Raw genomic sequence first — 25,920 nt, forward strand, 5'->3', positions numbered from 1 at the left:
AGCAGTGTCACAAGGGTAGTGCTTTGCGGATTTTCCGTTGCGGTTTGATTGGAATAAATAGCCATTCAAACCGCCGCCCTTCCCCCTGAAATAACGGCAAGACCAGGTCGAAACCAGCTCATAGCCCATCCGCTAAATATAAACGCTGTGCTGCACCAATCTCCGCCACCAACCTTGCCATGCCGTCAAAATCTTTTAACCCTGCAAGCTCAGCGTAGTGTGGCCACCTGGACACAGCACCCACCACCTGCTTCACGATTTTTTTTGCTTTTGCCAGACTCAAATCGCCATGCCTGGCCACCTTCATCAAGTCATCAAACTCTATGTCTTTCGCTTTGCCATTTATGGTCATCTGGTGACGACTTGTCCAGCCTGCGCCATTACTGTAGGTAATGTCATAGGCAGGTGACAGCGACCACTTGCCCTTCTGATCCATCAAAAATGCAATGTTCTTGGTGTGATCATCCTGGTTAACCGCCACCACGTTAAACACCATTCTGAGATAAAACTGCTCAATCTCTTTGGCCGATAATCCAAGCTGACGTAAAACCCCAATCGCCTGTTCATAGGAGTAAGCACCAGACTCATTAAAATCATAATGCGCCAGGCCACACAAGGATTGCATATGCAACTTGTCGCCACCGGCTAACCTGTCAAAACGTTTGGTCATAAAATGTGAGCGGCCATTTTCTTTAAACAACCGACACTCACTCATCAGTACGCCAGCATCCAGCGCCATTAAGTAATAGGCATACTCCAGTAAACCAAATCCCTTCGGATCAGCCAGTAGCTCTTTATCTTTGTTTTCTGTTACGCCGTCGAACTTCAGCAGGTAATAGTCAAAGCCCTCACCCGCTGGCGCCTGGCCTGTCTTGATCACATTGGTGTCTTTATTCCAGGCAATCACCGCCTTGGCTCTGGCACCACCAGCGGAGGTTCCAACCTGAATAATTTGCTCAACCACCTGTTGTTTATTCTGGTCGTCGGAGCCGTGCAGTTGAGTATCAAGTTCAACCTTTTCTTGCAGCGCCTGGTTCGCTAACTCCACCAGATCCGCTAGTTGCACTTCTGTAGTGGATGTACTGATTGCGCCAATGCCCGGCCGAAATTCTAATCCTCCCATGCCACGGGAACCTATGTAACATAAGCGCTCAATGGGGCTGAACGACTCTGGCGTGCGGTTATTACGTTCTAACCATTGATCAATCAGTCTATTACCAAACTTGTCCGGTAAGCTGTCTGCCAGTAATCCGGGAAGCCGCTTAAAAGTTTGTTCGGACAATTCACTAAAGGCATAGACTTTGTTGCTGAGCGGCATTTTAATGGGCGACAACTCAATACCTGAACGTTGAAAATTCCGATCGTATTCAAAGTAGCCCAAGTCATTTTGCCAAATAACTGAGCCAATTTTGGTATCCCACAGATACACCTCGGCTTTCTCGATTGCCCCTGCCATACAACCCCCTTTTAATCGCCGCTTGCAGCTATGGTTTTATTCCATTGAAATGGCTCCGAATCCTGCTTGTCTTCTTTACGCTTACTGACCCGTTTTCTGACCTGATTCTTGTTCGTAAGCAATGAAGCCGATCGCACCGGAGGTTTTGGCATAAAGTTGTCTAATTCATGCAACTTATCCAGCGCCCGTAGTATCGCGATGATTTTTTCCAGACCAACACTGCGCTTACCGTTTTCTAAACTCTGCACCGTACTGACGTTAACACCAGCTTTTTCCGCCAGTTCAATTTGTTCTAAGCCTTCATTAAGCCGTGCTTGTAAAAAACGCTCACCAAGCATCACCAAAATGGCTTGATTGCTCATTCGACCTATTTCCATAATATGGCTTATCCGCATTATTAACCCGCATTAGATGCAATTATAGTGCTTAATTCCAACATTAAACAAATTAAATAAAAGTGCTTTTATTCACTATAAACGCATTTAAAAGCCATAATAGTGCTTTTATTAATTATTAAAACAAATTACTGAGCCTGGCCTGCCACTTTACCATGACAACCAGATCAAAGTAGTTGTAGCCGCTGCAAAAGAGAACTTCAGGCATGCAGTACGGGTGGAGTTAAGCCGCAACACCTTCTTAGTTTTATCTGCTTTTGGGTCTTAGGATACTCAATCTGCAGCTTTAAGCAGCGACGCCAGAAACTGCGTAAAAGGCACAATATCCTGTTGGACGCTGGCAGATTCCAATGCCTGCATATATTCATTTCGCCGCTCAACAGGCACCACTGTCCAGGGATAACCGCCTGAGGCCATCATTAAATTCATGATAAACCTCGCCATTCTGCCGTTTCCATCGAAGTACGGATGGATATACACAACAACAAAATGCCCTAACACCACCCTGACAGCCGCATTTTCTTCTTCAGCAAGTAAATCGAAGAAGGTTGGCATCATATCCCTGACAGCTTCCCGATTGGGCGGTGTATGCATCGACTGGCGAATATGAACCGGCCCAGTCCGATAACCGGCTAAGTCAGATGGCTTGATAATACCGGCCGCAACGCTTGGACCAAATAAAGCCAGGTACCAATCACTATGAGTTAGTTCCAATACTTCGCCAGGGTTTTTGCCTTCCAACACAGCCCGAACGGCTTTTTTAACTTGCAAAAACGCATCCCAGTACCCTTTCGCGGCCATAGCATCCAGATGTTTTTTATGTTCATCTGAGCCGTCGGCTTGCCATCGACCTGACCGTACCAGATCAATGAATTCACGGCTAACCCGGTAACCTTCAATAGACAGTGAGTGGTAGGCATCGCTAACATATTTATCTTCCACTTCAGCCATATAAGTTTCGATGTTGATTACTGGGTTCAGGTTGTCAGGAAAATGCGCAATCACAGCTTGCCGCATCTGGGCCCACATCAGACGAATGCGATTGACGTAGGGTGACACTTCACGACGACCAAAGCTTAGCTGCAGTTTTTCAGCGAAAGGGTCTTGTTCCTGCACTTTAAAATCGGCCGCTTGCATGCCCTTTAGAATGTTATCTGCGATCAAGTCCCTGCCGATATTTCTGAAAGCTCCAGCTAAGCGGCCTGCAATCACACTGTGATTGCCTGCAAGTAATACAGACAACAGATCCGAAGCATCTGCCACCATAGACAATGCAGTTCGCAGTTGAATGGGCGCTTTTTGAAAGTGGTTTGGTGAGCAATAGACCAGAGCTGCCGCCAAACTGTACACCTTGAGCCCTTCTACATTTTCAATCTGTTTCAGATCAGGCATGTTCAGCCTGACATCAAAAATCGAGGTGTTATGCAAAAAAGCAGTGGGTTTATTATTCCCATTAGGGGTTCGGACAAGCAGCTGTTGAGGAACAGTTTTATCGCCAATATGCAGGCTAATCGACTGCTCAGGCGACAGACACCAGCAGCTGCCGAACCGCTCTGATAAATAGGCAGCACAGAAATCCCAAAAAGAGGCATACCAGGATGTGCTGTCGCCGGGCTTTTCATCTGGCATTGCAGCTATGTACCAGCCTCGGATCACTTCCCGAATAAAGCCATGCTTCAGTAAACGCTCACGATGCACCCGGCTCAGTTGCTCAGACTTTATGGCAACAACTCCCGATCCTTGCAGCTGTTGTAGCTGTTCAAGCGAATCAGCTAATTTTTGCGAGACATCGCTCATGCCAGCTCCTGACAGTTCTAAGGATTAATCTACAGGTTTTAGTGTAATACCATTTATAGGTTTTAATGTATCTCAATCTATAGGTTTTGACGCATTTTGATCTGATGATGAGTTATGAAGAAGGGTGTTGGCAGATTTGAAGACTAAATAACTGGCCTAATTGGGGAGTGGCAATCAGGTAGAGTGAGACGTTTTCGCTCTATTCAGCGCTCTTCTCTTGTATGCCAAAGCCGCAATATATAGATGGCCTGCTGCTGGAGTTCGTAGCGCATCTCAAAATGCCCTACTAATAATCGCCTCACCTCTCGGGGCAAAAACTCGAATAACTGCTCGCCTATACGTGGATTAGTCAGCAATACAGTTGGTGCTTTGGTCAAACTTAGTACTGTTTTGGCGGCAGCCCGTTTATTTTCCGGAGCCAGAAATTCGTAAAGTCGGGCTAAATCCGACAATGCTTTACTGGTCCATTTCAGTTCCATCAGCCCGGCACCGCTAACGGGTTATCTGTCCCTAAGCTTTCGGCCCATGCCTGCACAGCCTGATGATCGATCACTTGCCCTGCATCTACATCTGCCAAAGCTTCACGGGTTAAGCGTTCGCGCTCTTCTTCCTGTTCCAGCCAGGCAGATAAAGCTTGTTTCATAATCCAACCGCGGGAGCGCTCTAAGCGTTCAGCCATTTGGTCAACTTTTTCAGCCAACGGCAACGGGATATGTGCGGTTAACACTTTAGTTCCGGCTTGTGCCACAGCGATGCTCCTGATGTAAAGTGATTCAAAATTAATCATACTGATTAAACCCTATTCCAGCAAGGCGCACGGCTGATACCTTAATTTTTGGCACAGGGATTTTTCTGAAATAGACAGTACGGTAAGAAAGCCTCTGAGATTGGATAAATCCAGACCCACAACTACTGCTCAATACTCCGGCACCAACCCCAACTGCTCCAGCCGAATCGCCATAGCCTCCACCGAGACTTTAAAGTACTCAGCCAAAGACGGCACCGCATGGCCGTTAATGCTATCCAAACCAGCCAATGCACGCGCCAAACCACGTGTGGTTTTTAACTGCTTTTCTGTTTTCTTGTCGCTCTTACGATTGAGCAAGTCACGCAACACCTCATGGTTTAACACTTCATCAGGAAAACGCTGGGCAAAAATGGCTCGTACCAGTTTTTCCGGCATTAAAAAACAGGCGGCAAAATAGTCGGCTTCTTTTTCGATAGAGTCTCTTTGGCCTCCTGCACTGCCATCAATAGGCTTGTCACGATGCAGGCCAGACTGTTGATGCATAATGGCATGGCCAAGCTCATGAGCAGCGGTAAAGTTACGCACCGCAACTGGGTAACGCCTGGATATAAACACTTCTTTTTTGTCTTTATCGATAATACCGGCCACATCAACACCAGGTTCTATTTCGCCCAAGGTATCTACTTCGTGGTAGGCGTAACCCAATAAATAAAACGCTTTTTCCGGGTTCAGTAACTGTACCGGTTCATCTGGCACACCTTCAGGCCATAAGCTATCGCGTTCAATGTAGGTTGAATGCGCCAACTGACGGGCAGCTTTGGCAACTTGTTGCAAGGCAATATGCCCTTGCTGATCTGCTGGCATATCCGGAAAAATCAAAACAGGCGGTTGTTCATCCTGCTGAATCAATGCATAAGGGTTCTGATGCCCACGCTGTAATGGGTGAATAGCTTCAGCTGCTGGCTTTGATACAACAGCGTCAGGTTGAGCCGACATATCCAACACAGGCCAAACTTCATCTGAATTATCGCCATTATTTAAACTGGCATAGGGATTATGGCCCGAACCCAAGCGCGACTCTGGCAGTAAAGCGCTCAAGCCGCCTTCCTCATCCAAATGAGCATAAGGGTTATTCATTCGCAGCCTGTCGGCTTTGATCTGATCTTTTGATGCAAGCATAACTGTTACCTTTGGTACAAAAAACAATCAGTTAAGCTTAGTAGGTTTTTCGGGAAAGTGGTAAAAGTGCTTAGATAGCAAAGCTCTCAAGGCTATCCAAGATCTTTAGCATCACATTAGTCAGCACGTGCATCAGTTTTAGGAAATTAAATAGCAAGTAGTCTTCAACACATGTTCTTTTAGACAAAAAGTATGTTTAGTAACTGCATTAACATAAATTAAAGGAAAATTGGCTAGCATCCCTAACTATATCTAGTACAGTTTAAAGACACCAGCCTAATTGATTCAGACTCAGAACTAGATTGCAAGTCTTATTGAATCAAAAAAACATTTAGATAATGTTGATAAATCGCGCTCCCTGGACTCTAAACTAGCTAAATTCGCGGAGTATATTCCTGAATCAACTTCGGAAAGTTCATCTGCAAAGAACCTCTTATTACCGAGCCTATTTCTTATACTCTTATCCTTAGACACATTCATAGGTGGATAACACAGCTTGTCAATACGTACATAGTCACTATCAATACAATGCTTCAATACTATGTTATACAGCACCTTACCATGAGCAGATTGTGAGTTGAAACTACCTTCTTCTATTTTATCGCAGAAATCCTTAAAATAATCCGTCTCCAACAACTGTTTCATTTTTTTAGTCAATAACGATTTATCAAAACCATTTTTAAAATAAAGGAGTATCTTTTCCGTTCCAGAAGGACTTACATTTGGCAAACCTGATACCGAGCTAGCAAACAAATTATATATCAGATCGTACTTATTAATAAATCGATTATCAACCAATGAGCCATAGAACCCAACAAAAATCATGTATATCAAGTTAACGTATGGAAGCTGTTCATAACGATAAAATTTATTTTCTATAAGAAACTCCAGTGTTTTTTTGTATGCATTGAGAATATTATCTATGCTACGTTCAAAATTATCTGATTTAATACTATCTGATAATTTCATTGTATCGTCTTCAGAATAAAGAGGAAAACCCAATGAAATCCTAATAATTTTAAGGAATATATCAGAGTAATCTGAACGTTCTTCAACATATGCATCTTTACTATTAGAAAAGAAATTAAAATCTTCATTAACTTCTAGAAACTTATCATACGCCTTTTCAAAGCTACTCAGATTATCATTACTATAGTTAAGTGCACGTATAATATCGACGGGTTTTATTTGAATACCAGTTCGATTTAACCTAGTAAAAATCTCTATTGCGTCGTCAATTCCACCGCCTTCAAGATTTATCACAGATATTTTATACTTTCTTACCAAGTTTGCGAAAAATTGACACTTCTCTACATACTCATCAGATTTAGTTTTTTCATATATTCTACTAGACTCTTTTAAAAAGTCAGACGTTTGTAGCGCCATCTTTACTGAGAAAAAGTTATCCGGCATTGAATCAACATCATCCTCATAGAAGAAGATCGACTTATCTAAATCAAACTTCAAGTCCCACAACAGTCCAAAATCTCTATTTATTAAGCATTTATATAATGTCGTTAATCGCTGCTGCCCATCAAGAACAAAAAGACCTTCAATATCATTTTTAGGGAGCTGATTGTCTATTGATTTCGTTATTTTTAAAGCAGTTTTCCAAAGTAAAACGGCACCTATAGGAAAACCTTTATATATACTGTCGAATAAGTCAATTATATTACTCTTCTGCCAAACATATTTTCGCTGAAATGCGGGTATAGTATAACGCCCAGTGACAATATTATTTACGACATCATCTAAAAAATGGACTTCTGGGTTAACCGTAGTTCTTTGCGACATGTCACACCTCACAGTAAAAGTTCTATACTTTCAGCTATTTTTTTGAATTCGGACATCATTGAACCACAGTGGTTATCGATATCAGATTCTGTTATTTCGGTTATAAGGTCACTAGAAAATGCGAGCTCTGAAATGTCTTCTCCAAAACCATTCTTTAAAATAGTCTTCTGACTATCTGATAACGAGTTGAAAAGGCCATCATAAACTTCATCAGAAGCGCTTTTACTTCTAAAACCTATCTTGTAATCATAATGACTCTTTTGAGCATTGGTCAGAGATGACCAAGCTTCTTTATATTTTTCATCCATGGGGAATACGGAATGTAGAACTTTATCTAATATATAGTTCTCTGGTTCTCTTTTTTTCAGCGTGTGATAAGCGACATTCACTTGCCTGCACATGTGCACTATATTTGTATGCGTTTTAGATAAATTTTGTTGAGGATATAAACGATCTGAATCATGTAACACAAATACTCTATTTGAACCTACTATATTAGCTTTAAGTTCAGTTAACCCAGGGATCTGTCCGCAACCACCATTACTGGAGACCTCCCAATATATGTCAATTTTTTCAATTATCTTTTGTTTTCCGCAAACACTTAAAATATACTTTAAAAACCTTACGTCATTAATGCTATTTTCTACGATAACAATTGATTTATTAAGGAATATTTTTTCATTTAAATTATCAAATGAGACTTGCCCCACGCTAGGAGAGCCACTTACAACTTCTATTTTATTTTTAAAAATAAGGAAATTTGTTTCCTTTTCTAAAATTACTTTGCATTTTTCTTTATATTCAGAATCTAATCCCTCAATAGATAGAATTTTTCTAATTTGATCTGAAGATATAGTGTGCCTAGGTGAACATTCAAAAATCATATCGATGATTCTTTTTACTAAGCCAATGTCTTTAAAAATACAATTTGAAAGCAATATAACCATCATTGTCTACCATGGTTTGCATCGTGAATAGCCATCACTTCTTCAAAGCTTTCTTCGAAAATTCCTGTAGGCCACCAATCTGTTGTTCCATCATTATTGATTCTTATATATCTAGTCCGAAGCGAGTCATCCCCACTGAGCTCGTCAGTACCAACATAAATAATATTGATAGATTCAGACAATGATTTATCTTGACTTTCTGCAACTCTTCTCCTAAACCTGAGAATCACCTCTTTAGAGTGCGTTTCAATAATAGATATAGTATTGTTTTCATCACCCTTATACAATAATAAGTCTGCAACTACTCCTGCCACACTTGGATGTAGATGTATCTCCGGCTGTTCTATTATATTAATTCCAGCACCGCCCTCTAAAGCACTTTTGAAGTGACAAAGAATTACAGGAAATAGTTGAGAATAACCTACCCCCTCATCACATATATTAATATTGCCAGAATTAGATTTGACTGTTATTGAGAAACCATTTTCGCTATCGCGGCAAGAAATCTGTTTCCCCCCCAAATTCATGTTCATCCATTTTTCAATTTCACTGATGATTAATGAATCAAACGCTCTATATGCATCATAAAAAATATATGGCGCATGTTGACCTCCCACTCCTACATTTCGATAAGTCTCTAATCTGTGTGGGTAAACCCTTAGTGGCAAGTCTCGAAATGGACCTAAATAGTTGAAATTACCATTAATTAGAGCAACTTCCTGAATAAAAAAATCTAGTATTCTTTTATTCTCTTCCGATATGTAATCGACATTTTCATATCTAATGAAGAAACCATCAAAAAATATTTCATTTTCGTTACCAAAGAATGTATATTTTATTTTTTTATTTTCAATTCCACCATACTTTACGTCTACGATCTTCACACCATTAGAAGAAAAAATGAAACTATTCACTACAACTATTCTTAATTCAGTTGAATACATTAACTGAATTTCATATAGATATTTTGATTCTGTGATATAGAATTCAGCCCCCAAGGTTACAATGGAAGTCTCTAAGCCCTTATGCACAAGTTCAGAGAATTTCCCTGCGAGATTCAACCCTTGAGGTGCAAACATGCCAAACTTAGAACCGGACGCAATACCATCTATAATCAGAGCAACTAATCTTAAAATCGAACTCTTACCAGCGCCATTTTTCCCAAGAAAGATGTTAATCTTTCGGAGATTGAGATCAACTTTTTTAAATCCTTTGTAGTTATTTGCGTAGACTCTTTCAATTTTCATGTTTTATCCTATAAACCAAATGAATTCCCTATCAGCGAAGAAGCATATCTCTAGTCCACCTGTTTTTCAAACACTAACAGTGTGCCATGTAGCTAAATGAATTGACAAAACACACATACTTCGACTTTACTCAGGATTAGTACTAATCCTTCTACAGAGTTTTTAGTTAAAAAAATGCGATATAAAACGCTATGATATCCCAACACAAAATACCGCTTCAAAGCGCAGGTTTCAAAGTAAATAAATCACTACCCATCCACCATCTCCAACCAGCTAAACCCGACAGTATTGGTTAACTGCGTTCATAGCTAAACCTCTACAATTAAATTTATCAGTCATTCAGCAGCTCATTGAGAAAGCAGGCCGATTAAAACCTGCTCCTACAAATGATCATTCCCAGGTAATAAAAAACCCGCCTAAAAGCGGGTTTTCTAATCAATTTCAAAGCCTTAGCTCAAAAATTTCAATTACCTATAATCTTCCGGACTAGGGCAAGCACACATCAGGTTGCGGTCGCCGTATACGTCGTCGATACGGGTGACTGTTGGCCAGAATTTGTTTTCTGCCACGTACTGTGCAGGGAATGCAGCGTACTGACGCTCGTATGGGCGGTCCCAGCTTGGGTCGAAAATATCTTCCATCGTATGAGGGGCGAAGTGCAGCGGGTTGTTGTCTGCAGTCCACTCCCCTGCTTCTACTTTGGCAATTTCATTGCGGATAGAAGTCATGGCGGTGATAAATTTGTCCAGCTCTACTTTGCTTTCAGACTCAGTAGGCTCGATCATCAGCGTGCCGGCTACCGGGAATGACATAGTTGGGGCGTGGAAACCGTAGTCCATTAAACGTTTGGCGATATCCATTTCGGTGACGCCGGTTTTTTCTTTTAATGGACGCATGTCGATAATACATTCGTGCGCTACGCGGCCGTTGGTGCCTACGTACAGTACCGGGAAGTGTTCGCCCAGTTTTTTCGCCATGTAGTTGGCGTTTAAAATCGCCATTTCAGTGGCCTGACGTAAACCTTCGCCGCCCATCATTTTGATGTACATCCAGCTGATTGGCAGAATGCCTGCGCTACCAAATGGAGCAGCAGATACTGCGCCGTTGTTTGCGCCAGTGCCTTCAATTTTCACAACAGCGTGGTTTGGCATAAACGGAGCCAATTGTTTTTTCACGCCAATTGGACCCATGCCCGGGCCGCCACCGCCGTGAGGAATACAGAAGGTTTTGTGCAGGTTTAAATGCGATACGTCAGCACCGATGAAGCCAGGAGAAGTAATACCTACCTGAGCGTTCATGTTGGCGCCATCCATATACACCTGGCCACCGTGGGCGTGGATGATGTCACACAACTCGCGGATAGACTCTTCAAACACACCGTGGGTCGAAGGGTAAGTCACCATAATGGCGGCTAACTTGTCGGATACGGCTTCAGCTTTGGCTTTTAAGTCAGCCATGTCGATGTTACCGCTCTTGTCGCAGTCCACCAGTACTACTTCAAAGCAGGCCATAGCAGCTGTTGCAGGGTTAGTACCATGAGCAGACACAGGAATTAAACAGACGTTACGGTGTGAATCGCCGCGGCTTTCGTGGTATTTACGAATAGCGATCATACCGGCGTATTCGCCCTGAGCGCCTGAGTTGGGCTGCATAGACACAGCGTCGTAGCCTGTGATATCAACTAACCAGTTGGCCAGCTCACCAATCATGTCGTAGTAACCTTCAGCCTGGTCACGTGGCACGAAGGGGTGCAGTGAACCAAATTCTGGCCAGGTCACAGGGATCATTTCGGCTGTGGCGTTTAACTTCATGGTGCACGAACCTAAAGAAATCATTGAGTGGTTCAGTGCTAAGTCTTTGTTTTCCAGCTTTTTGATATAACGCAGCATTTCAGTTTCACTGTGGTACTGGTTAAAGACCGGGTGCGTTAAATACTTGGACGTACGAACCAAGTCAGCAGGAATAGAGTTGGAGCCTTTAGCAACTATGTCAGCGTCCAGCTTAGTTACGTCTAAGCCATGACCAGCGCCTAATACGATATCAAACAGCTGAGCTATGTCAGAAGCTGAAGTCAGTTCGTTAAAGCTTACGCTTAAGCTATCGGCGATATCAGTACGTAAGTTCACTTCAGCGGCGATAGCGCGTGCTACAACAGCGGCACGGTCAGCTACTTTGAAGGTCACAGTATCGAACCAGGTGTTGTGTACTAAAGACACGCCTTTGGCTTGCAGGCCAGCTGCAAATACGTCAGCAGAACGGTGAATACGTTCAGCGATGTTTTTCAGGCCTTCTGGGCCGTGGTACACAGCGAAGAAAGACGCCATGTTTGCCAGTAACACCTGTGCAGTACAGATGTTGGAGTTGGCTTTCTCACGACGGATATGCTGCTCACGGGTTTGCATCGCCATACGCAAAGCCTGATTACCACGACGGTCTTTCGACACACCTATGATACGGCCTGGCATAGAACGTTTGTAATCGTCACGGGTGGCGAAAAACGCTGAGTGTGGGCCACCAAAAGCCATAGGCACACCAAAACGCTGGGCTGAACCTAATACAACGTCTGCGCCTAATTCGCCTGGCGATTTTAATAACAGTAAGCTCATCATGTCGGCTGCTACTGCAACTACGGCTTTTTTCGCCTGCAGCGCTGCAATCAGGCCGCTGTCGTTACGCACTTCACCAGTCGTTGAAGGGTACTGTAATAAAGCACCAAATACGTCGTGGTTCACAGCATCAGTGGCTTTGCCGATGATCACGTCAAAACCAAACATTTCCGCACGGGTGCGCACTACGTCAATAGTTTGTGGGTGCACGTCGTCAGCGATGAAGTAGGTGTTGGCTTTGCTTTTCGCTACACGTTTAGCCAGCGCCATAGCTTCAGCAGCTGCAGTGGCTTCGTCCAGTAATGAAGCCGATGCCAGCTCCATACCGGTTAAATCTAAAGAAATTTGTTGGAAGTTCAGCAGAGCTTCTAAACGGCCCTGAGCAATTTCCGGCTGGTATGGGGTGTAGGCGGTGTACCAGCCCGGGTTTTCTAACACGTTACGTAAAATTACGTTTGGTGTCAGTGTTGGGTGGTAGCCCATACCAATGTAGCTTTTGAACATTTTGTTTTTGTTCGCAGCAGCTTTTAAGTACGCCAGAGCGTCCGCTTCAGTTGTGGCTTCACCAGTTGCCAATGGCTTTGGCAGGCGAATGGAAGCAGGCACAGTTTGTGCGATCAGCTCTTCCATGCTGCTTACGCCTAATTCAGCCAGCATAGCTGCTGTTTCGTTAGCGTCCGGGCCTATATGGCGTTGTATAAATTCCTGGTGGTTCGCAAGTTGCGACAGGGTTTTCACAGCTGAAGTGGTCATGCCTTGAAGTTCCTAAAGCGTTTATAACATCTGTTGTTGCCCGCAGTGGGCGTCATGTTTGGGTGGGTTTACCGCCCCTACATCTTTCGGTGGATGCGGGCGGGTTAAAACCCGCCCCTACACACCATGTTCGTTTTTTGAACGGGCATAACCGCCCCGTTCAGATAACCGATTTTTTATTTCACCGTAGGGGCGTAGCTTGCTGCGCCCTTGCCACCTATATGCCTGCAATCTGCTTGTGTCGGGCGGGTTAAAACCCGCCCCTACACAAATAATCGCCGGTTGGCCGGTAAATAAAAAAACCCGTGTTGCCACGGGGTTTAAAGACGACTTATTCGGCGTCGATCACGGCCTGGTAACCAGCGGCGTCTAACAGGCTGGCCAGTTCGCTTTCGTCAGAAATTTTGATTTTGAACATCCAGCCGTCGCCGAATGGCGCGCTGTTTACCAGCTCTGGTGCGTCGTTCAGTGCGTCGTTGGCTTCAACGATTTCACCAGACAGAGGTGCATAAATGTCGGAAGCCGCTTTAACCGATTCAGCGACAGCCACGTCGTCGCCTTTGGTCACTGTTTCGCCAACTTCTGGTAATTCAACAAACACCATGTCACCCAATAAGTCCTGGGCGTGTTCAGTAATACCCACTGTGTATACGCCGTTACCTTCGTCGCGTACCCACTCGTGTGATGAAACATATTTTAAATTAGTTGGAATAGAGCTCATCTTTTGTTCCTCAGACCTTGAAGCTGTTGTTATCGGCGCCAGTGTGTTGGCTCGGCAACCACCATAGCCAAGGCTTGGGGTTGCCGCAAGGCGGGTTTTGCAGGCAAGACTGATTATTTTTCAGCCAGCGCCCGCCCCACCATTAAATAACTTTTTTACCCATACGGACAAAGTTCGGTTTGACCACTTTGACCGGCACCAGTTTACCGCGAATATCCACTTCTGCACTGTCAGCAGTCGCAGCGGGTACGCGGGCCATGGCGATACTGAAACCTAAAGTGGGAGAGAAAGTACCGGAGGTAATCACACCTTCACCGGCCGCTGTCACCACTTTCTGGCCATGACGTAATACGCCTTTGGCTTCCATCACCAGGCCAACCAGTTTGTCAGTGCCTGCCGCTTTTTGTTGTTCCAGCGCCGCACGGCCAATAAAGTGACGGTCGCTTGGCTCCCACGCAATGGTCCAGCCCATATTGGCGGCCAGCGGAGAGACGCTTTCGTCCATATCCTGGCCGTACAGGTTCATACCTGCTTCTAAACGCAGCGTGTCACGGGCGCCTAAACCTGCTGGTTTTACCCCGGCGTCCAGCAGTTTTTGCCAGAAATCAGCGGCTTCTTCGTTTGGTAAAGAAATTTCGTAACCGTCTTCGCCTGTGTAGCCAGTAGTCGCAATAAACAGAGAACCGGCCTGCACACCAAAAAATGGCTTCATACCCGCCACAGCGGCTTGTTGCTCTTCAGTGAGTAAGGTGGCGACTTTGGCTTTGGCATTCGGGCCTTGCACGGCGATCATGGCAAACTCAGGGCGTTCGGTCACAGTGACGTCAAAGGCTTTGGCCTGTGCATTGATCCACGCCAGGTCTTTTTCGCGGGTGGCCGAGTTCACCACCAAGCGGAAGAAGTCTTCCGTCAGGAAGTACACAATCAAGTCGTCAATCACGCCACCGGCTTCGTTTAACATGCCGCTGTATAAGGCTTTGCCTGGTACAGTCAGTTTGTTGACGTCGTTGGCGAGTAAATAACGCAGGAAGTTGCGGGTGTTTGGCCCTTTCAGGTCAACGATAGTCATGTGCGACACGTCGAACATACCAGCGTCCTGGCGCACAGCGTGGTGTTCTTCGATTTGTGAACCATAGTTCAACGGCATATCCCAGCCGTGGAAGTCCACCATCTTGGCGCCAGCTTCGAGGTGCTTGGCGAATAATACGGTTTGTTGGGCCATCGGTACTTTTTCCATTGTTGTATGCTGCGTACGGCGCGGCAGAGGTAAGGTATCAACCAGCGTGGTTTACACAGCAGGCTGACGCCATTGAAAAAGTTAGATTGCAGTGATCAGTTCAACACATTTGTCTGTATATAACTGAAGTTGCAAATCAGGATGCCCCTGATTATAACCGATGGCCCAAGGGGCCAACAGCCCCCAGTTCATTAGATTTATTAATGCGAACAAGCCACAGACCTGAAGACTGTTGCGGCGAGGTCAGCCAGCTGTATAGTCTGGTCGGGCGCGCTTAGGTAAGTCGCCGCTATTGCCAAGCGCGGCAGCCATAATACTTTTCTTTAGTGGTCCCGCCTTATCGACCAGCCGCATTCCCAGGCCTCGCACCAGTTTTAATGCGGGGTTGCTGCTGCCAAAACCACGTTTAAAGGCCTCCATAGCAACAATCAGTGTCTGCGCTTCAGCCTTGCGCCAACGTTCATAGCGGCGCAATAAACGCTCTTCGTGCAGCGGCTGGCGGGCACCCAACTGTTCTGAGATTAGCTCTGCTAATGCGACAACGTCCATTAAACCTAAATTCATGCCCTGACCTGCCAGCGGATGAATGGTGTGTGCCGCGTCGGCCACCAGCACCACTTTATTCAGCAGCCACTCGCTGGCATAACGCATTTTCAGCGGATGCGCACTGAGTGCGCTGGCGCGGCTTAATAAGCCAAGCGCATGGCCACTGGCCACCGTCAGTGCTTTATTAAAGTCCGCTTCACTCAGCGCCAGCAGCTCAGCGGCCTGCTCTGGCGGCACACTCCAGACAATAGACAGCAGATGCGGGTCGGCCAGCGGTAATAAGGCCAGCGGGCCGTCCTTTAAAAACACCTGGCGTGCGCACTGGCCATGCGGTTCTGTGCTGCGGATTTGGCACACCAGCGCCTGATGGTCGTAATCCCAGAACGCAATGGGCATGTTCAGCTGCTGACGCACAAAGGAGTTGGCACCGTCGGCCGCCACCAACAATTTACATAACAGCGGGCCCTGCCCCTTCAGGCTGAGCAAGGTTTGCTCGTCACCGGCACTGATGCTGTCAATCTGGCAGTGAAACAGGCAGCGCACATTGGTTTTGTCGGCCAGCTGCTGGTAAAGGCTCTGTCGCAGTTCCTGGTTGTCAACCAGATACCCCAGAGCGTCCACTTGCTGTTCAGCGGCGTCAAAAGCGATACGGGCGAAGCTGTCCGCTTCCCAGACTTCCATCTTCTGAAAACCAGCTTTGCTGGACAGCTGTTGCCAGGCCCCCAGTTGCTCAAGCACCCGGCGCGACGCCTGGTTTAGCGCACTGACGCGCTGCAGGCTGGGCGCGGCACCAATCTGTGGCGCCTCACCTTTATCCAGCAGCGCAATTTTCAGCGGCAGCTCGCTTAACAGCAGCGCCAGCGTCAGACCTGCGCTACCGGCACCGACAATAGCGATATCCAAATCCAGCATCTTAAGCTCCTTCACTCTGGCGCACTGGCGCTGCCAATCCAAGTTGCTGCAGGCGTTGCTCGATGTGCCGCAAAGGCGTCAACCCCATGGCAAAATGCGCCAGCTGTGATTTCAGTGCGCTGCAGTTATTCAGCCCGCTGAGGCCTAAATTACGGCCAAACGCTATCAGGCGGGACGAGTTGGAAAACAGCCGCACCAAGGCGTCTGTGTACAAAATCAATTGCTGCATATCCGGTTCACGCAACTGCTGATAAGCGCGGGTAAAGGCGTAGTCCCCCAGCTGGAATGACTTTGCCTGCGTTGCCTGCATCCGTTGCACTAGCAGCACTAAGGAGTAAATATCGCGCAGCGCCAGGTTAAAGCCCTGACCGGCAATGGGGTGTAAGTTATGCAAAGAATTGCCCAAAAGTACGACGCGATGCCGTGCTGCTTCGCTGGCGCGGCGCAGTACCAGCGGGTACAAAGCCCGCGCGCCGGCTTTTTGAAACACACCGGCACGGTAACCGCCCTCTTTTTGCAGCTCCGCCAGAAAGTCAGCCTCATTCAGCTGCATCAGTTGGGCTGCCCGTTCTGGCGCTAAAGTCCAGACCAGCGAATAACGCTGCTGAGTCAGAGGCAATAAGGCCAGCGGGCCTGTTGGGGTAAAACGTTCAAAAGCTTTGCCCTGATGCGGGCCTTGCAGACCAATATTGGCGATCAGCGCCGTCTGGCCATAGTCATCGCTTTGCAGCGCAAAACCGGCCAGCTCACGGCTGGGTGAAGCGCCGCCTTCGGCAATCACCAGCAAACGGCAGCTGACACTAAGGCCTGATTTCAGCTGCACCTGCTGCAAGTCCAGTGAAGGCGTAATGGCACTGATGGCATCCGGCCTGAACCAAACCAGACGGCCTTGAGCTTCAAAGGGTTGCAGCCTTTGGTGCAACACAGCGCCAATATGCTCCACCTCAATCACCTGCCCCAGCGCATCCAGTTGGTAGTCGCTGCTTTGCAGGTAGGTTTTACCGAAGTGGCCCTGGTCAGACACTGTGATGGTTTTAATAGGGCTGGCGTAAGACGCCAGCAGAGGCCAGAGCCCCCAGTTTTTTAACAGGCCAATGCTGCCTTCAGATAACGCAATGCTGCGGCTGTCGAAACTGCTTTTGGATGGACTGGCGTCAGCCTGTTGCTCCACCACCGCCACCTTCAGGCTGCCTCGCTGCAATAACTGGTGTGCCAGCATGGCCCCGGCCATACCGCCACCTGAAATCAGAATATCAAAAGGCTCTGTCAACGCATCCTCGCTTGTGCTGGGCCCGCTTACCGGGCGGCCATCAGCGCTTCTATTTCGGCAATCTCTTTTGGCACGGCCGCAGTCAGGTTGTCATGCCCTGTGGCGGTGACCAGTAAATTGTCTTCAATCCGTACCGCCAGGCCCCACCATTTAGCGTCGCAGGCTGAGCCAGACGGAATATAGAGGCCGGGTTCAATGGTCAGCACCATGCCGGGTTCAAAAGGCCGTGCCGCGCCGTCTTTCTGATAAGCGCCCACATCATGCACGTCCAGCCCCAGCCAGTGGCCCAAACCATGAATAAAATACTGTTTACAGGCGTTGTCTTGCAGCAACTGCTCCAGCTCCCCCTGCAAAATACCCAGCTCAACCAGGCCTTTGGTCAGCTCCAGCTGCGCCGCCGCCACTGCGTCGTTCATGCTGTTGCCTGGTTTGACTGCGGCGCAGGCGGCGTACTGGGCATTCAACACCACCTGATACAGCGCCGCTTGTTCGGCACTGAAGTGACCATTGACCGGAAAAGTCCGCGTAATATCGCCTGTATAGCCCTGGTAGTCAGCCCCTGCATCTATCAGCACCAAATCGCCGTCTTTGAGTACGTCGTTATTGTCGGTGTAATGCAAAATGCAGCCGTTTTCGCCACCGCCCACTATGGTGTTATACCCAACCCGGCGCGCACCGTGCATGGCAAATTCATGCACAATTTCCGCTTCGAGCTGGTATTCATAAACCCCCGCTTTGGCAAAACGCATGGCTCTGCGATGACCCAGCGCACTGACAGAACCGGCTTTTCGCATCAGCTCTTGCTCAGCCTCGTCTTTAAACAAACGCAGCTCTGCGATTAACGGCCGTAAGTCCTGCTGCACTGTGGGCGCCAGATAACCACGCTTGGGGTAAAGCCTTAAAGTTTTCAGCGTCTCAGCCACTTTGGTATCAAAAGCAGCATAGGTGCCTTCGGCATACACCAGTGTTTGCTTTTTATTCAGTGCGTCAAGCAGCAGGCTGTCCAGCTGGTCAATGCAGGCGGTCTCCAGGCCAAAGCGGGTTTTGGCCGCTTCAGGCCCAAAACGACGGCCCTGCCAGACCTCTGCCAATGGGTCTTTGGCGCGACAGAGCAAAAGATGCCTGCTTTCGCCGTTCTGCGCTTTGCTTAAGATCAATAAGCTTTCAGGTTCGGGAAAACCAGTCAGGTAATTCAGGTCGCTGTCCTGACGAAACGGAAATTCGGTATCCCGGCTGCGGGTCAGCTCTTCGGCAGACGGAATTAAGGCGACTGAGTTGACCGGCATCTGCGCGAGCAGCGCGTCACGGCGCTGTTGGTAAATCGTTGTATTCATCTCAATGCAGGGTCTTGTTCTGAACTTCGGCTTTGGCAAACTTCTGACCCACTTCATTAAAACAGGTCAGCACCAGTAAACGGATATGCTCCAGCACCAGGAAATAGGATTCTTCGTTGTCTTCGCTACTGCTGTCATCCAGCGCAAAAGGGTCGATATGGGTGATTTCGGTCAGTTGCTGCACGGCGTCGCGCACGTCTTCTGAACAGAGTGACAAATCATTTTGCTGAATGGCAAACCCGACCAGAAAAGACTGCGCCCATTCCACCATGGCTTCCAGCCGCTCCGGCAACGAATCGTCGTCGGACGGCAGTAATAACGCAAAGGAATAGTCGGTTTGTGCCAAAGATGCAGACGTTTGCGTTATTAATTCAGAAATTTCTGTTTTTGCTTCATTAGATAAGGCTTGTCCGTCATTTAAGAAGTCATACAGAACTGGTAAGATCTGCGCTGCTTCGGCATTGACACCGGCAGACAGCAAACCGGCAATTAAGCCATGAACTTCGGCGGCAGACGCCATCAGGTAAGATTGATCCAGCAGGCTGGTCCAGTAGTCGTACGAGCGTAAGGCATTCGGATCCATAAATTTTTCGGCCACAGCGACTTTTCAAGGCGTGTATCCTACCATCTGTGCGTCAAGCCCGCCAACAGATGGCGCCCAACTCGCAGGCCCAGGCGGTAACTATGCAACTTCGTAAATTTCGTCCTGTTCCCCCACCTCCGGCTGACGCCGTGGTGAAAAAACCTGTCGCCGTCAAAAGCAAAACAGACAAACCCAAACAACTGACCATTTCGGTATTGGGCCGGGTGCTGAAAGTGGCGTGCCCTGTTGGCGAAGAGCAGCGCCTGCAGGCTGCTATTACCGAACTGGAAACCAGGGTGGCCAGCACCAAATACAAACCCGGTGTGCATATGAATGAAGATGTGCTCTTGATGATCGCGCTGAATTTATGCAATGAGCTGGTGGATTTAAAAACCAAAGCGGCTGTCGATTCCAACTAAGTTGTGAATAAAAACACCAACTTGCGGCAAAACTACGCAACTAAACGCTAAAAATGAAATTCGGGGCTGAACAGCCCCGGAGCCGGTGTTATACTTGGGGCGTTCTCTGAGTTGTTTGTGATTGGGTTGACGTCCCTGAGCCGATATTCTTTTTAACCAGGGGCTCTTCTGTGTTGCTAGTGTGCAAGCTCAGCCCGTACTGAGAAGCCTGAGGCGACCATTGGACTCCCGCCTTGAACCTTGGGTTCAAGGGCTATCACCTGACACGGCAACTTGGAGAACGACCCTCTGCTTTTGTTTATTCCCTCTTTGTTTTAAGCTCTGTGCATTCTGTGTTGTGGTTAGCTTTTTATGTCATCCAGCCGTGCTGAATTACGAACCCTGACCCGTCAACGGCGCCGCGCTTTGTCGGATGCCGAGCAGCAGCAGGCCGCGAATGAGCTGACCATCCGACTGCTGCACTGGCCAGAACTTGCGTCTTGCCAGCATATTGCGCTTTACCTGACCAATGACGGCGAAATTTCCACTCAGCCCCTGATCACGGCCTTATGGGCCCGTGGCAAAAACCTGTATTTACCCCTGTTGCACCCGCTGGTGCCCGGCTATTTGCTGTTTCAGCAATTTACCCCGGATACGCCCCTCACCCTCAACAAATTTGGTATTGGCGAACCGGCGCTCAATTGCAGCCAGATTTTCCCTGTGCAGCAGCTGGACTTGGTTTTAACCCCGCTGGTGGCTTTTGATGCGCAAGGCCACCGCCTGGGGATGGGCGGTGGCTTTTATGACCGGACTTTATCGCAGTTACCTTCAGACCGGACAAGGCCTGTGCTGATGGGCCTGGCACATCAATGCCAGCAGGTAGAGCAGGTGCCGGTTGAAGCCTGGGACCAGCCGCTGCGTTTTATCGCCACCCCTGACCGCCTCTGGCAATTTGACTAAGCGCGGCGCTGGTCAGAGTGGCCTGCTTTCTTTTTTAGCAAAGACCTTTTTCGCCCCCCTGCTTTCAGGGTAATATCCATCTGTATGGCTAAACGCTTTTGGACCCTCTGATGACCCAGGATCAACTGAAAAAAAATGCGGCATGGACCGCATTGGATTATGTGCCCCGCAATACCATCGTCGGTGTCGGCACCGGCTCGACCGTCAACCACTTTATTGACGCCTTAGCAACCATCAAAGATGAGATCCTGGGCGCTGTGTCCTCTTCAGTGGCGTCCACGGAAAAAATGCAGGCATTGGGCATTAAGGTGCTGGACCTGAACGAGGTGGAAAGTTTTAGCGTCTATGTGGACGGCGCCGACGAAATTAACCCCCGCAACCATATGATTAAAGGCGGTGGCGCGGCCCTGACCCGGGAGAAAATTGTCGCTGCGGTGGCAGAGCAATTTATCTGCATCGTCGACCAGAGCAAACAGGTGGACGTACTGGGTAAATTCCCGCTGCCGGTGGAAGTGATTCCAATGGCGCGCGCTTATGTGGCCCGCGAGCTGGTGAAACTGGGCGGCAACCCGGTATGGCGTGAAGGCGTTGTTACCGACAACGGTAACATTATTCTCGATGTGCATGGCCTGTCGATTACAGAGCCAGAAGTCTTAGAACAACAAATAAACAACCTGGTCGGCGTGGTCACTAACGGCATTTTTGCCCGCCGCGCAGCCAACCTGGTGCTGGTGGGAACCCCACAAGGCACTTTGGTGCTGAACTGATTTTTGCAATTAACAAGAGTGAAGTAACAATGACTAAGTTTTCGTTGCCAAAGGACAAGATCAAAATTCTGCTGCTCGAAGGCCTGCACCAAAGTGCGGTACAGACCTTTAAAAAGCAGGGTTACACCAATATCGAATACCTGAAAACCTCGTTGGAGGAAGATGAGCTGATTGAAAAAATCCGCGACGTGCATTTTATTGGTATTCGCTCCCGTACTCAGCTCAATGAAAAAGTGCTGGATGCAGCAACGAAACTAACGGCTATCGGCTGTTTTTGTATTGGCACCAACCAGGTCAATCTGGATGCGGCCATGGCCCGCGGCATAGCTGTATTTAACGCACCATTTTCCAATACCCGTTCTGTAGCCGAACTGGTGTTAGGCCAGCTGATTATGCTGCTGCGTGGCATTCCGGCCCGCAACGCCGCCGCTCACCGTGGGCAGTGGCAGAAGACTGCCACTCAGTCCTTTGAAGCCCGTGGTAAAACTCTGGGTATTATCGGTTATGGTCATATAGGTACTCAGCTGTCGATCATGGCGGAAAACATTGGTATGCGGGTGCAGTTTTATGATATTGAAGACAAACTGGTGCTGGGTAACGCCACTCAGGTGGATTTAGGCAGTCTGCTGAAAACGTCCGACGTGGTCACCCTGCATGTGCCTGAAACGGCCTCCACCAAAAATATGATCGGCGAAGCCGAACTGGACCTGATGAAACCAGGTGCCATTTTAATTAACGCCTCACGCGGCACAGTGGTGGACATTGACGCCCTGGCGTCCGCCCTCAAAACCAACAAGCTGGCCGGTGCGGCTATTGACGTATTTCCGGAAGAGCCAACCAGCAATGACGAAGAGTTTATTTCGCCACTGCGTGAATTCGACAATGTGATCCTGACCCCACACATCGGGGGCTCCACTCAGGAAGCGCAGGAAAACATTGGTTTTGAAGTGGCCGGCAAACTGGTGAAGTACAGCGACAATGGTTCGACCCTGTCTGCCGTCAACTTCCCGGAAGTGTCGCTGCCAGAGCACAAAGGTCGCTCACGCCTGCTGCATATTCACAAAAACCAACCCGGCGTACTTGGCAAAATCAACGAAGCTTTTGCCAAACATGGCATCAACATTTCAGGTCAGTACCTGCAAACCAACGCCGAAATTGGTTATGTGGTGATTGATGTGGATTCAGAAGACCACGAGCTGGCGCTGAACGAGTTAAAAGCCATTCCAGGCACCTTGCGTGCCCGCGTGCTGCACTAAAAATTTGGGGTCAGAGTAGTACTCTGACCCCATTCATTTTTAGACCCGTTAAAACGAGTACACCACTGTAGCTGCGGTTTCGCTGTCCGTACTTTTCTTGTCTGCTGCTACATCTGAATCGTATTTGATATTCACACTTAAGCGTAACGCCAGCTGGTTATTAATTTGCGCGGTAATGGCACTGCGGCTGACATAACTGGTGTTGTGACCATCCAGTGACACGTTGTATTCCAGCGTCTGCTTAAATTTACTGGTGGCGGAGAAATGGTATTCAAAGTTCGCCGCTGCGTACCAGATTAAACCTGAATTGCTTTCACCTTCCGAAGGTCTGTCATAGGCCATACCGGGACCGGTTTCAAAATCCAGGTAGTTTTCACCTTCAGAATACAGACGGTTGGCATAACCGGCTGCCACCGACATTTGCTCCCGGAAGGCACCAAAACGGTCATTCAGGTAATGTGCCCGGCCGAACAGACTGCTGTCAGATTGCCAGAACTTGTAGTTGCTCTGGCCGGTCAGGCCAATGCGCTGGCCTGTGGTGTAATCGTTTTTTTCACCAGTCACAGAGTCTTCGGTGCTATTGCGCTGAAACAGCGTCTGAATAAAGTACTTGTTACGAAAACGTTCCAACTCCTGATTCAGTTCAGCGTTGCTGCGCACCGCTGTGGACTCGGTGTTACCACGGCTTAAAGCAACCCCCACCTCCACATCGCCAGACCAGGGTTTAATTTCAGTGTCAGCAAAACCGACTTCTGCTTGTTGTGCCAGGCTACTGGCGGATAACAGTAATAAAGATGCGACAACAGCACGCATAACAACTTTACCTTTCTTGTTTAATTCATGGTTCGGATAAAGAAAAACCAGGCGGAGCCTGGCTTTTCTGGCCATGCTGAAGCGAATTACTCCGCGTCAGCAGCCCGGTTTTGGATATACTCCAACGCCATCTCGATGCGGGCCAGACAACGGGCTTTGCCAATCAGCGTCAGCGTGACATCCAGCGATGGCGAGTTGCCGCCGCCGGTGACAGCGACACGCAGTGGCATGCCCACTTTGCCCATACCTAAACCCAGGCTTTCAGCCGCCGCGTTAATAGCGCCATGCACGGCTTCGGCTGTCCAGTCGGTTAATTCAGCCAGTTTGCTTTTTACAGCAGCCAAAGGCTCTGCGGCCACGGGGCGTAAATGCTTTTTCGCTGCAGCTTCGTCGAATTCGGCAAAGTCTTCATAGAAATAGCGACTGACTTCCACCATTTCCTTTAAAGTTTTTACCCGCTCCGCCTGCACTTTCACCAGCTCAGCCAGCGCCGGACCATGGCTGGTATCCAGCTTCTGTTCGGCCACATGCCATGCCAGGTGTTTAGCCACATAAGACGGCTCCAGCGTTTTCATATAGTGCTGGTTCAGCCACACCAGTTTGTCGGTGTTAAAAGCCGATGGCGCCCGGTTACAGTTGGCTAAATCAAACAGCTCCACCAATTCAGCTTTGCTGAAAATTTCCTGATCGCCGTGGGACCAGCCTAAACGCACCAGGTAGTTCAGCAGCGCCTCTGGCAGGAAACCATTGTCACGGTATTGCATAACCCCCACAGCGCCATGACGTTTGGACAGACGTTTACCGTCATCACCCAGAATCATTGGCACATGGGCATATTTAGGAATCTCAGCACCTAAGGCGGCCAGAATATTCATCTGGCGTGGTGTGTTGTTGACATGGTCGTCACCACGGATCACATGGGTGATGCCCATTTTCCAGTCGTCCACCACCACAGTCAGGTTGTAAGTGGGCGTGCCGTCACTGCGGGCGATGATCAGGTCATCCAGCTCTGCATTGGCAATTTCAATGCGGCCTTTAATTAAATCGTCGATCACCACCACGCCGTCCAACGGGTTTTTAAAGCGGATCACATAAGGGGTGTTTTCCGGATGATCGGTGCGGTCGCGCCACATGCCGTTGTACTTCGGCTTCAAGCCCGCAGCCATCTGCTCTTCACGCATTTTGTCGACTTCTTCTACGGTACAGAAGCACTTATAAGCCTTGCCTTCAGCCAGCAGCTGCGCTACGACTTCTTTATACAGGTCAAACCTTTGAGTCTGAAAATACGGGCCTTCATCGTAATCCAGGTCCAGCCAGTGCATGCCTTCCATAATGGCATCCACAGACTCCTGGGTGGAACGCTCTAAATCTGTATCTTCAATACGCAGAATAAACTTGCCGCCGGTTTTGCGGGCATATAACCAGCTGTATAACGCCGTTCTGGCGCCACCAACGTGCAGATAACCTGTAGGGCTTGGCGCAAAGCGAGTAACAATCGACATAATAAATCCATCAGGGCCAAAAAATCGGCCGCTATTGTAGCGCCGTTAACCGTTGAATGCACGGCCGATACTCGCACTAACGGCAATAAAGCGGTTACTTTTACAGCAGACGAATACGCAAACCGAAAATAGTGTTGACACAAAAAGTCCGCCCCCTATAATGACCGCCGAACGTTACGCCGGATGGTTAGCTCAGCCGGGAGAGCACCGCCCTTACAAGGCGGGGGTCACTGGTTCGAACCCAGTACCATCCACCATAATTTGTTGTGATAGTGTAAGGTCGGTGAAGCACCGCCCGCTCTCTGTGACAACACGGGTGACACTGATTAAACCCAGTAGCATCCACCATCAAACTCTGTTTGACACATTGTTTACTGCAGTACCCAGACCGGATGGTTAGCTCAGCCGGGAGAGCACCGCCCTTACAAGGCGGGGGTCACTGGTTCGAACCCAGTACCATCCACCATAATTTGTTGTGATAGTGTAAGGTCGGTGAAGCACCGCCCGCTCTCTGTGACAACACGGGTGACACTGATTAAACCCAGTAGCATCCACCATCAAACTCTGTTTGACACATTGTTTACTGCAGTACCCAGACCGGATGGTTAGCTCAGCCGGGAGAGCACCGCCCTTACAAGGCGGGGGTCACTGGTTCGAACCCAGTACCATCCACCATAATTTGTTGTGATAGTGTAAGGT

General features: G+C 48.2%; 22 protein-coding genes, 3 tRNA genes and 1 other RNA gene. 8 read left to right on the plus strand and 18 right to left on the minus strand.

Annotated features, from left to right (window positions below):
• Positions 1-118: 118 nt before the first annotated feature.
• From WKJ03_RS02520 to WKJ03_RS02595, 16 genes are all read right to left on the minus strand, one after another.
• Positions 119-1,456, minus strand: a complete 1,338-nt coding sequence (locus WKJ03_RS02520) for a type II toxin-antitoxin system HipA family toxin (RefSeq protein WP_337840578.1) — start codon at positions 1,454-1,456, stop codon at positions 119-121.
• 11 nt (positions 1,457-1,467) lie between these two features.
• Entirely contained in the window at positions 1,468-1,818 is a 351-nt protein-coding gene (locus WKJ03_RS02525; RefSeq protein WP_337840579.1) for a helix-turn-helix transcriptional regulator, read from the minus strand.
• Between the two features lie 306 nt (positions 1,819-2,124).
• Positions 2,125-3,648 carry a Fic family protein gene (locus WKJ03_RS02530; RefSeq protein WP_337840580.1) on the minus strand — a complete coding sequence of 508 codons (1,524 nt, stop codon included), beginning with the start codon at positions 3,646-3,648 and terminating at the stop codon, positions 2,125-2,127.
• A gap of 203 nt (positions 3,649-3,851) precedes the next feature.
• Positions 3,852-4,127, minus strand: a complete 276-nt coding sequence (locus WKJ03_RS02535; protein WP_337840581.1) for a type II toxin-antitoxin system RelE/ParE family toxin — start codon at positions 4,125-4,127, stop codon at positions 3,852-3,854.
• A complete protein-coding gene (locus tag WKJ03_RS02540; protein ID WP_206099351.1) occupies positions 4,127-4,396 on the minus strand; it encodes a ribbon-helix-helix protein, CopG family in 270 nt (89 codons plus the stop codon). Before WKJ03_RS02540 ends, WKJ03_RS02535 begins: the two co-directional genes overlap by 1 nt.
• Before the next feature lie 168 nt (positions 4,397-4,564).
• The gene (locus WKJ03_RS02545; protein ID WP_337840582.1) at positions 4,565-5,575 is read right to left on the minus strand and encodes an ImmA/IrrE family metallo-endopeptidase; all 1,011 of its coding nucleotides are present in this window, start codon (positions 5,573-5,575) and stop codon (positions 4,565-4,567) included.
• Positions 5,576-5,872: 297 nt separating this feature from the next.
• Entirely contained in the window at positions 5,873-7,369 is a 1,497-nt protein-coding gene (locus WKJ03_RS02550) for a DUF262 domain-containing protein (protein WP_337840583.1), read from the minus strand.
• A gap of 8 nt (positions 7,370-7,377) precedes the next feature.
• Positions 7,378-8,319 carry a hypothetical protein gene (locus tag WKJ03_RS02555; RefSeq protein WP_337840584.1) on the minus strand — a complete coding sequence of 314 codons (942 nt, stop codon included), beginning with the start codon at positions 8,317-8,319 and terminating at the stop codon, positions 7,378-7,380.
• Positions 8,316-9,563, minus strand: coding sequence for an AAA family ATPase (locus WKJ03_RS02560; protein WP_337840585.1), 1,248 nt, complete (start codon positions 9,561-9,563; stop codon positions 8,316-8,318). The genes WKJ03_RS02555 and WKJ03_RS02560 overlap by 4 nt, the downstream gene beginning before the upstream one ends.
• Positions 9,564-10,030: 467 nt before the next feature.
• Positions 10,031-12,922, minus strand: a complete 2,892-nt coding sequence (gcvP, locus tag WKJ03_RS02565; RefSeq protein WP_337840586.1) for an aminomethyl-transferring glycine dehydrogenase — start codon at positions 12,920-12,922, stop codon at positions 10,031-10,033.
• A 331-nt stretch (positions 12,923-13,253) separates the two neighbouring features.
• Positions 13,254-13,643: a glycine cleavage system protein GcvH gene (gene gcvH, locus WKJ03_RS02570; RefSeq protein WP_337840587.1), complete on the minus strand. Its 390-nt coding sequence runs from the start codon at positions 13,641-13,643 to the stop codon at positions 13,254-13,256.
• A gap of 142 nt (positions 13,644-13,785) precedes the next feature.
• The gene (gene gcvT, locus WKJ03_RS02575) at positions 13,786-14,865 is read right to left on the minus strand and encodes a glycine cleavage system aminomethyltransferase GcvT (protein ID WP_337840896.1); all 1,080 of its coding nucleotides are present in this window, start codon (positions 14,863-14,865) and stop codon (positions 13,786-13,788) included.
• Positions 14,866-15,123: 258 nt separating this feature from the next.
• Positions 15,124-16,338 (minus strand): FAD-dependent monooxygenase, encoded by a 1,215-nt coding sequence (locus WKJ03_RS02580; protein WP_337840588.1) that lies wholly within the window; start codon positions 16,336-16,338, stop codon positions 15,124-15,126.
• Between the two features lies 1 nt (position 16,339).
• Entirely contained in the window at positions 16,340-17,608 is a 1,269-nt protein-coding gene (ubiH, locus tag WKJ03_RS02585; protein ID WP_337840589.1) for a 2-octaprenyl-6-methoxyphenyl hydroxylase, read from the minus strand.
• A 26-nt stretch (positions 17,609-17,634) separates the two neighbouring features.
• Entirely contained in the window at positions 17,635-18,942 is a 1,308-nt protein-coding gene (pepP, locus tag WKJ03_RS02590) for a Xaa-Pro aminopeptidase (RefSeq protein ID WP_337840590.1), read from the minus strand.
• 1 nt (position 18,943) lies between these two features.
• Positions 18,944-19,525: a UPF0149 family protein gene (locus WKJ03_RS02595; RefSeq protein ID WP_337840591.1), complete on the minus strand. Its 582-nt coding sequence runs from the start codon at positions 19,523-19,525 to the stop codon at positions 18,944-18,946.
• A gap of 101 nt (positions 19,526-19,626) precedes the next feature.
• On the opposite strand from WKJ03_RS02595, the gene WKJ03_RS02600 reads away from it, so the two are divergent.
• The 5 genes from WKJ03_RS02600 to serA all read left to right on the plus strand — a co-directional run bounded on the left by WKJ03_RS02600 (position 19,627) and on the right by serA (position 22,906).
• Positions 19,627-19,944: a cell division protein ZapA gene (locus WKJ03_RS02600; RefSeq protein ID WP_337840592.1), complete on the plus strand. Its 318-nt coding sequence runs from the start codon at positions 19,627-19,629 to the stop codon at positions 19,942-19,944.
• A gap of 100 nt (positions 19,945-20,044) precedes the next feature.
• Positions 20,045-20,228: non-coding RNA, 6S RNA (ssrS, locus tag WKJ03_RS02605), on the plus strand.
• Positions 20,229-20,295: 67 nt separating this feature from the next.
• Positions 20,296-20,883: a 5-formyltetrahydrofolate cyclo-ligase gene (locus WKJ03_RS02610; protein ID WP_337840593.1), complete on the plus strand. Its 588-nt coding sequence runs from the start codon at positions 20,296-20,298 to the stop codon at positions 20,881-20,883.
• A gap of 110 nt (positions 20,884-20,993) precedes the next feature.
• On the plus strand, positions 20,994-21,650 hold the full coding sequence (rpiA, locus tag WKJ03_RS02615) for a ribose-5-phosphate isomerase RpiA (RefSeq protein WP_337840594.1): 657 nt from the start codon (positions 20,994-20,996) through the stop codon (positions 21,648-21,650).
• A gap of 29 nt (positions 21,651-21,679) precedes the next feature.
• The gene (gene serA, locus WKJ03_RS02620) at positions 21,680-22,906 is read left to right on the plus strand and encodes a phosphoglycerate dehydrogenase (protein ID WP_337840595.1); all 1,227 of its coding nucleotides are present in this window, start codon (positions 21,680-21,682) and stop codon (positions 22,904-22,906) included.
• A 48-nt stretch (positions 22,907-22,954) separates the two neighbouring features.
• Here serA and WKJ03_RS02625 read toward each other — a convergent pair whose 3' ends face one another.
• Entirely contained in the window at positions 22,955-23,719 is a 765-nt protein-coding gene (locus WKJ03_RS02625) for a DUF481 domain-containing protein (protein ID WP_337840596.1), read from the minus strand.
• A gap of 86 nt (positions 23,720-23,805) precedes the next feature.
• Complete coding sequence (gene gltX, locus WKJ03_RS02630; RefSeq protein ID WP_337840597.1) at positions 23,806-25,221, minus strand: glutamate--tRNA ligase; 1,416 nt, start codon at positions 25,219-25,221, stop codon at positions 23,806-23,808.
• A gap of 181 nt (positions 25,222-25,402) precedes the next feature.
• On the opposite strand from gltX, the gene WKJ03_RS02635 reads away from it, so the two are divergent.
• The 3 genes from WKJ03_RS02635 to WKJ03_RS02645 all read left to right on the plus strand — a co-directional run bounded on the left by WKJ03_RS02635 (position 25,403) and on the right by WKJ03_RS02645 (position 25,896).
• Positions 25,403-25,478, plus strand: a tRNA-Val gene (locus WKJ03_RS02635).
• Positions 25,479-25,611: 133 nt separating this feature from the next.
• A tRNA-Val gene (locus tag WKJ03_RS02640) sits at positions 25,612-25,687 on the plus strand.
• Positions 25,688-25,820: 133 nt separating this feature from the next.
• Positions 25,821-25,896: transfer RNA gene (locus WKJ03_RS02645), tRNA-Val, on the plus strand.
• Positions 25,897-25,920 lie beyond the last annotated feature (24 nt).

This window comes from Rheinheimera sp., assembly GCF_037442525.1.
Lineage (GTDB): Bacteria > Pseudomonadota > Gammaproteobacteria > Enterobacterales > Alteromonadaceae > Pararheinheimera.

Excerpts from the sequence above, each read along its gene's own strand:
- WKJ03_RS02520 (WP_337840578.1), bottom strand. The coding sequence starts at position 1,456 with ATGGCAGGGGCAATCGAGAAAGCCGAGGTGTATCTGTGGGATACCAAA.
- WKJ03_RS02525 (WP_337840579.1), bottom strand. The coding sequence starts at position 1,818 with ATGAGCAATCAAGCCATTTTGGTGATGCTTGGTGAGCGTTTTTTACAA.
- WKJ03_RS02530 (WP_337840580.1), bottom strand. The coding sequence starts at position 3,648 with ATGAGCGATGTCTCGCAAAAATTAGCTGATTCGCTTGAACAGCTACAA.
- WKJ03_RS02535 (WP_337840581.1), bottom strand. The coding sequence starts at position 4,127 with ATGGAACTGAAATGGACCAGTAAAGCATTGTCGGATTTAGCCCGACTT.
- WKJ03_RS02545 (WP_337840582.1), bottom strand. The coding sequence starts at position 5,575 with ATGCTTGCATCAAAAGATCAGATCAAAGCCGACAGGCTGCGAATGAAT.
- WKJ03_RS02550 (WP_337840583.1), bottom strand. The coding sequence starts at position 7,369 with ATGTCGCAAAGAACTACGGTTAACCCAGAAGTCCATTTTTTAGATGAT.
- WKJ03_RS02555 (WP_337840584.1), bottom strand. The coding sequence starts at position 8,319 with ATGATGGTTATATTGCTTTCAAATTGTATTTTTAAAGACATTGGCTTA.
- WKJ03_RS02560 (WP_337840585.1), bottom strand. The coding sequence starts at position 9,563 with ATGAAAATTGAAAGAGTCTACGCAAATAACTACAAAGGATTTAAAAAA.
- gcvP (WP_337840586.1), bottom strand. The coding sequence starts at position 12,922 with ATGACCACTTCAGCTGTGAAAACCCTGTCGCAACTTGCGAACCACCAG.
- gcvH (WP_337840587.1), bottom strand. The coding sequence starts at position 13,643 with ATGAGCTCTATTCCAACTAATTTAAAATATGTTTCATCACACGAGTGG.
- gcvT (WP_337840896.1), bottom strand. The coding sequence starts at position 14,865 with ATGGCCCAACAAACCGTATTATTCGCCAAGCACCTCGAAGCTGGCGCC.
- WKJ03_RS02580 (WP_337840588.1), bottom strand. The coding sequence starts at position 16,338 with ATGCTGGATTTGGATATCGCTATTGTCGGTGCCGGTAGCGCAGGTCTG.
- pepP (WP_337840590.1), bottom strand. The coding sequence starts at position 18,942 with ATGAATACAACGATTTACCAACAGCGCCGTGACGCGCTGCTCGCGCAG.
- WKJ03_RS02595 (WP_337840591.1), bottom strand. The coding sequence starts at position 19,525 with ATGGATCCGAATGCCTTACGCTCGTACGACTACTGGACCAGCCTGCTG.
- WKJ03_RS02600 (WP_337840592.1), top strand. The coding sequence starts at position 19,627 with ATGCAACTTCGTAAATTTCGTCCTGTTCCCCCACCTCCGGCTGACGCC.
- WKJ03_RS02610 (WP_337840593.1), top strand. The coding sequence starts at position 20,296 with ATGTCATCCAGCCGTGCTGAATTACGAACCCTGACCCGTCAACGGCGC.
- rpiA (WP_337840594.1), top strand. The coding sequence starts at position 20,994 with ATGACCCAGGATCAACTGAAAAAAAATGCGGCATGGACCGCATTGGAT.
- serA (WP_337840595.1), top strand. The coding sequence starts at position 21,680 with ATGACTAAGTTTTCGTTGCCAAAGGACAAGATCAAAATTCTGCTGCTC.
- WKJ03_RS02625 (WP_337840596.1), bottom strand. The coding sequence starts at position 23,719 with ATGCGTGCTGTTGTCGCATCTTTATTACTGTTATCCGCCAGTAGCCTG.
- gltX (WP_337840597.1), bottom strand. The coding sequence starts at position 25,221 with ATGTCGATTGTTACTCGCTTTGCGCCAAGCCCTACAGGTTATCTGCAC.